The 5869-nt window shown below is 45.2% G+C and carries 7 protein-coding genes; all 7 read right to left on the bottom strand.

Going from position 1 to position 5869, the window contains the following annotated elements; genetic code table 11:
• Positions 1-101: 101 nt before the first annotated feature.
• The 7 genes from grpE to QZ158_RS07515 all read right to left on the bottom strand — a co-directional run bounded on the left by grpE (position 102) and on the right by QZ158_RS07515 (position 5828).
• A complete protein-coding gene (grpE, locus tag QZ158_RS07545; RefSeq protein WP_293887280.1) occupies positions 102-623 on the bottom strand; it encodes a nucleotide exchange factor GrpE in 522 nt (173 codons plus the stop codon).
• Between the two features lie 24 nt (positions 624-647).
• Positions 648-1682, bottom strand: a complete 1035-nt coding sequence (hrcA, locus tag QZ158_RS07540; RefSeq protein ID WP_293887278.1) for a heat-inducible transcriptional repressor HrcA — start codon at positions 1680-1682, stop codon at positions 648-650.
• Between the two features lie 167 nt (positions 1683-1849).
• Positions 1850-2623, bottom strand: coding sequence for a D-alanyl-D-alanine carboxypeptidase family protein (locus QZ158_RS07535; protein WP_293887276.1), 774 nt, complete (start codon positions 2621-2623; stop codon positions 1850-1852).
• A complete protein-coding gene (locus QZ158_RS07530; protein WP_293887274.1) occupies positions 2616-3314 on the bottom strand; it encodes a histidine phosphatase family protein in 699 nt (232 codons plus the stop codon). Before QZ158_RS07530 ends, QZ158_RS07535 begins: the two co-directional genes overlap by 8 nt.
• Positions 3315-3355: 41 nt before the next feature.
• Positions 3356-4072 (bottom strand): histidine phosphatase family protein, encoded by a 717-nt coding sequence (locus QZ158_RS07525; RefSeq protein ID WP_293887272.1) that lies wholly within the window; start codon positions 4070-4072, stop codon positions 3356-3358.
• Between the two features lie 133 nt (positions 4073-4205).
• Positions 4206-5543, bottom strand: a complete 1338-nt coding sequence (locus tag QZ158_RS07520; protein WP_293887270.1) for a PFL family protein — start codon at positions 5541-5543, stop codon at positions 4206-4208.
• Positions 5544-5561: 18 nt separating this feature from the next.
• Positions 5562-5828 carry an ACT domain-containing protein gene (locus QZ158_RS07515; protein ID WP_129822470.1) on the bottom strand — a complete coding sequence of 89 codons (267 nt, stop codon included), beginning with the start codon at positions 5826-5828 and terminating at the stop codon, positions 5562-5564.
• Between the last annotated feature and the right edge of the window lie 41 nt (positions 5829-5869).

Raw genomic sequence — 5869 nt, 5'->3', positions numbered from 1 at the left:
CTACTGAAACTTTCACCACGGCGGGAAATATCTTCCTTGCAAGCCTCCGGCTTGCATCTTATCTTTCTTTCATAGTTTAGTGTCGTTTCGGACAAGATATCCTAGTTGTAGACAACTACCATAGCCGGTCTTAGGATGCGGTCATGGAGTTTGTAGCCTTTTTGGAAGACTTGTGCGATAGTGTCTGCTGGATGTTCGTCATCAGCTGGGACTGTTTGAATAGCCATATGATAGTTATGGTCAAATTCTCCGTCCGCTGCGATTTCTTCAATCCCTTCTTCTTTCAGGGCGTGAATCAAGCTTTCTTGGACCATTTCCAAGCCCTTCTTCACATCATCTGTCAATCCTTCGACGGCAAGGGCACGTTCGAGGTTGTCCAGTGATGGTAAGATTGCTTTCGCCAAATCTTGGCTACGGTATTTTTGTAATTGTTGACGTTCTTCATTGGCACGGCGCTGAATGTTTTGCATTTCTGCATGAGCTCGAAGGTATTTGTTTTCAAATTCCTCGGCACGCGCTTGTGCTTCTTCTAACTCAGAAGGTTGGTTGCTTTCCTCTACAACTTCTTCGGTTGTCTCGGCAACTTCTTCTTTCACGTCTTCTTTTTTAATATCTTCTGTCAAGGCATACACCCCTTTCATTTGATCTTAATTTACTTCATAATGGTTGCTGTTGAGGTAACGGTAATAATCCGTTAACTTCATGACCAGCACTCGGCCGATAACATTGACCAGGCTAATCACACGCCTGTAGTCCATCTCTACGGGACCAATGACATGCATGAGGGCCATCCCACGATAAGGAACTAAGAACTTGTGACTAATGACCGTCACATTTTTTAAGGCCTTCTCTTGGGATTCCGCAACCAGGATCTGGGTCATTTGGTCTTCCGGCATTCCTCCTCGTAACTCCAAGGCTACGTGCTGGGGATTATCTAAAAACTGATAGGTCTGAAGATCGGCATAGGTTAAGGATGAAACCTTTCCTTCTACAAAGACCAGTTCTTGAAACAGTTGCGAGAAGACGTAATCGAATAGATCCAATACGTTGTCTGTCGTCTTGAAATAGCGCTGTACAATCTGTGGAATCTCCGTCCGTAAGCGGTAGTGGATATCCAAGACCGTATTTCCAATGAAACGTTCTTGAACTAGCTGATGGAAGATTTCCAAGTCACTGGTTAAGAAATTCTTTGGAATAGCAAACTGTACGGTGACAGGCTTTGATTCATCCAAGGTCAACACCGCTAAGGCATCATGGTTGGATAATGGGACAATCTCAAAACCCGTCAAGCGCTGCCGTGTCGGCTCCACATCCTGAATCACCGCGGTGTAGCCCGTCATCTGGGCTAGTAACTTGGCCGTAGCATCCAAGATATCATCTAACTTAAAGGCTTCGAAATCAAAGGCTTTCACCACCTGGTAGACATCTTGCTCATCAATCAACTCTAGATCGAGCGAGTTCTGAACGAAATATTGAAAACCAGCTCGGCTAGGCATTCGACCACTCGAAGTATGGGCCTTTTCTAATAAGCCTTGCTTTTCGAGAGCAGCCATGTCGTTTCGGATGGTCGCACTACTGGATTGAATGACATCTTGTAGTGCTTTTGATCCGACCGGTTCGTGGGTCTTGGCAAAGATATCGACGACAAGATTGAGAATCTCATTTTGACGTTCTGTAACCATGACCTCACCTCTCTTTCGTATTTAGCACTCTAAACACTCAAGTGCTAAACCATGATTCTATTATACACCCTCTCAAAAGAAAGTCAAGAAAAAAATCCAAAAAATTAGCACTCTTTTTTAAAGAGTGCTAAAAATCATTCTTAAGACCGATACTAGGCTGAAAAAAACTATAAACCTGCTTCTTTCAGCTTTTGAATATATTCTTCTAAGACCAGCTGGTGCTTGACCATATACTGGGCATTTTCTACACCGACGTAGCGGAAATGCCAGTTTTCATAGTCCACACCCGTGATTGCGTTTTTCCCTTCCGGATAACGGAGAATAAACCCATATTGTGGCGCCAAGGCAATAATTTGTTGCACTACCTCTTCGGACAGGCCATTTGGGGCACTCATATCAATCGCAAGACCTGTCTGGTGCTCACTAGCTCCTGGAACCTGTACTTGAGCTTGTGCCTGACGCTCTGCTTCTTCATGAGAAAGACCAGTAGCTTCCAACTGTGCTACCCGCTCATTGTAAAGCTCTGTTTGCTCCTCCACACTTCGATAACCGGAAATCAAGGACTCCTCAGGAGCAACTGCCCTTGCTGCCGCTAGAAACTGTTTGGTTTGTTCTGCGATCCGACTGTCCACCTTGATTTCTTCAACATCAGCTAACTGAGGATTCAGCTCGTCTAACTTGTTATCCCGGTTGACCAGGACTAGGTTCCAATCCTTACTAGAAACTTGAGGAAGGTCTGTCATAGGTTTTTCTTCCTTTTTCTCAACCTTTTTTGGAGTAGTCGTTTCTACTTTTTTATCTTCAACAGAGCCCATATGAAGCCATTGAGGTTTCAAATAGAAAATACCCACTCCTGCTCCGATTAGACAGAGGCCTAAACAGCAGAGTACGATCCAGCTAACTTTCTTTTCTCTTTTCTTGGCAAGTTTATATTTAGTCATGATCTCCCTCTAACCATTTCGCTCCAACCTGGCGGTATGACAGATCTCCAACTGCTTCTAGTTTAAATTGGCCATCTTCATACTCAATAACAGTCACACTACCATTGTCCAAGACCAATTCTTTAAAAGCTTTTGGATCAATCAGGTAAATCAAGGTACTGATGGTCATCCCATGACTGACCACGATGGCATTCCCGCCACCCTTAGACTCGACATCTTTTGCAATTGCCGTAAAGCCATCCAAGATGCGGTCACGAAGGGTTTCCCAGGACTCTGCCCAGCCGGCTGTGTCCACTTCGACAATCCCTTCTGCCAACTCCATCAAGCTCAAATGATGGAAGTCATCAACCCGAAAGACACGTGGCAAAACGCCCAAAAAGAGTTCCCCGTCATAGGCTCCATCAAAACTTCCAAAGCACCATTCGCGGATGCGCTTATCATAACGGTAAGGAATCTTACCCGTTAACCCTAATTCTTCTAGCACAATCCCCATGGTTTGAATGGTTCGACCGGAGTCGCTGGACACCGCTTGTTGGAACTGAATCCCGGCTTCACGTAGACCAATCCCCAATTCGTGAATCCCTCGTTCCCCAGCTTCCGTCAAGGGACTATCAGACCAACCTTGGGCACGACCAATGGTATTAAACATGGTTTTTCCATGACGGGAAATATACAATTTTGTCTTTGCCATTTTTATCCTCCTGCAATTGTTTTCTTCTTATATAATCTATCTTATTTTTTTACATCAAGTTCTTCTGAGTGGGCTGCTAACCAGTTAGCACCCAGCTTGCGGTATGACTCATCTCCGATGGTCTGGATTGAAAATTGTCCATTTTCGTATTCTATCAAGGTGACACTACCATTTTCAACCCTTGGATCCAGCTCAATCTCTGGATTCAAAATACACACAAAGGAACCAATGGTCATGCTGTGACTAACAACCAAGGCATTTCCACCACCCTTGGCTTCAACTTCCTTGGCAATCTCCTCAAAGCCATCTACAATCCGTTTTTTCAACACATCCCATGGTTCAGCCCAACCAGCTGTATCTACTTGGTAGATTCCATTCGCCAGTTCTTCCAAGGTAAGCTTCTTATAGTCTTCAATATCTAAAACCCGAGGAACAACTCCACGGAAAAGTTCCCCTCCGTAGGCACCATCAAAACTTCCAAAACACCATTCCCGGATCTTTTTGTTGAAAGTATAAGGAATCTGATCTGTGAGCCCAAGCTCGTCTAAAACAATTCCCATGGTTTGAATAGCACGACCTGAATCGCTGGAAACAGCACGGACAAAGTCCAAACCAGATTCTCTCAAACCAACCCCCAATTCACGGATGTCTTCTTCTCCTTGAGCAGTTAAAGGTGTATCCGACCAACCTTGGGCACGACCTATCGTATTAAACATGGTTTTTCCATGCCGGATAATAAATAATCTTGTATTCACCATGTGATCTCCTTTTACGTCCTTCTATTATATCATTTTTTATAAGGAAACTGGCAGCGATGACCTCTCGATTCACTTTCACTTCCTCAGCCAACATTAAAAGCCCTAAGCAAAAATCCTGCTCCAGGGCCATTTTTTAATTTTTAAAACTATGAACTGGGGCCGGAATTTGACCACCACGGGCAATAAAGTCAGCTGATGAAGCCTTGTTGACCTTCATCACTGGAGCAGACCCAAGAAGCCCTCCCAGCTCTAACATATCACCTTCTTCTCCATAAGGAATGATCCGAACCGCTGTTGTCTTTTGGTTGATAACGCCGATAGCTGCTTCGTCGGCAATCATGGCCGCAATGGTCGAATCTGGAGTATCAGCTGGGATGGCAATCATATCCAGACCGACGGAACAGATAGCTGTCATGGCTTCCAATTTTTCCAGGTTGATATGGCCGGATTGGACTGCCGCAATCATCCCCTCATCTTCTGAGACCGGAATGAAGGCACCTGACAAACCACCGACTTGGTTACAAGCCATAATGCCACCTTTTTTCACTTGGTCATTGAGTAGAGCCAGCGCTGCTGTTGTCCCGTGGGTTCCTACTACTTCAAGCCCCATGGCCTCAAGGACACGGGCAACCGAATCCCCAACAGCTGGCGTTGGGGCGAGGGACAAGTCCACAATCCCAAACTCTACTCCTAGGCGTTCACTAGCCATTTGACCTACCAATTGGCCGACACGGGTAATCTTGAAGGCTGTCTTCTTGACTGTTTCAGCCAACACATCAAAGCTTGCACCGGGAACTTTTTCAATCGCCCGTTGGACGACACCAGGTCCTGAAACCCCAACGTTGATGACGACATCTGCTTCACCGACACCGTGGAAGGCTCCCGCCATAAAGGGATTATCTTCTACCGCATTAGCAAAGACAACGAGTTTACCTGGTCCCATTGGATCTGCTTGGGAAGCTTCTTTAATGATGCGCCCCATGTCTCGGACAGCGGTCATATTGATCCCTGTCTTAGTCGATCCAATATTGACTGAAGAACAGACAAAATCTGTCTCCGCAAGGGCACGAGGAATCGAATTAATGAGGATTTCATCCCCTTTTTGGTAGCCTTTTTGAACAAGAGCTGAGAAGCCACCGATAAAGTTGACCCCAACCTCTTTCGCCGCACGATCCAGCGCCTTGGCAAAGGGTACATAGTCTGTCGCATTGGTTGCTGCTCCGATAATGGAAATCGGAGTGACAGAAACCCGCTTGTTCACAATTGGAATACCGAGTTCTGCCGCGATCTCATCCCCCACAGCCACCAAATCTTTGGCCTTTGTCACAATCTTATTGTAGACTTTTTCTGCCGCCTTATCGATATCCGGATCAATACAATCTAGAAGCGAGATCCCCATAGTGATGGTCCGAACATCGAAGTTCTGCTCCTCAATCATGGCAATGGTTTCTGTTACCTGTCTAATGTCCATAAATTCTCAACCCCTATCTTACAAATTGTGCATGGCATCAAAAATCGCTGCGCTTTGAATATTGATTTTCACATGCAGAGACTGACCGAATTCTTCCAACTCTGAACGAAGCTGTGTGAAATCTTTTTTCTCATCGGATGATACGACTGCCATCATGGTGAAGTACTCATCCAATACTGTTTGAGAGATATCATCGATATTGAGTCCCAATTCTGCTATTTTCGTTGCGACACCCGCTACGATTCCTTTTTGGTCTTTTCCAACGACTGTAATAATTGCTTTCATGTCACTGCTCCATTCTATCTATTTGCTTCCATTGTAGCATA

It is taken from the genome of Streptococcus sp. A12 (assembly GCF_905372335.1).
GTDB lineage: Bacteria > Bacillota > Bacilli > Lactobacillales > Streptococcaceae > Streptococcus.
Note: the sequence above shows the minus strand (reverse complement) of the source record. Positions and strands in the feature narration are given on the sequence as shown.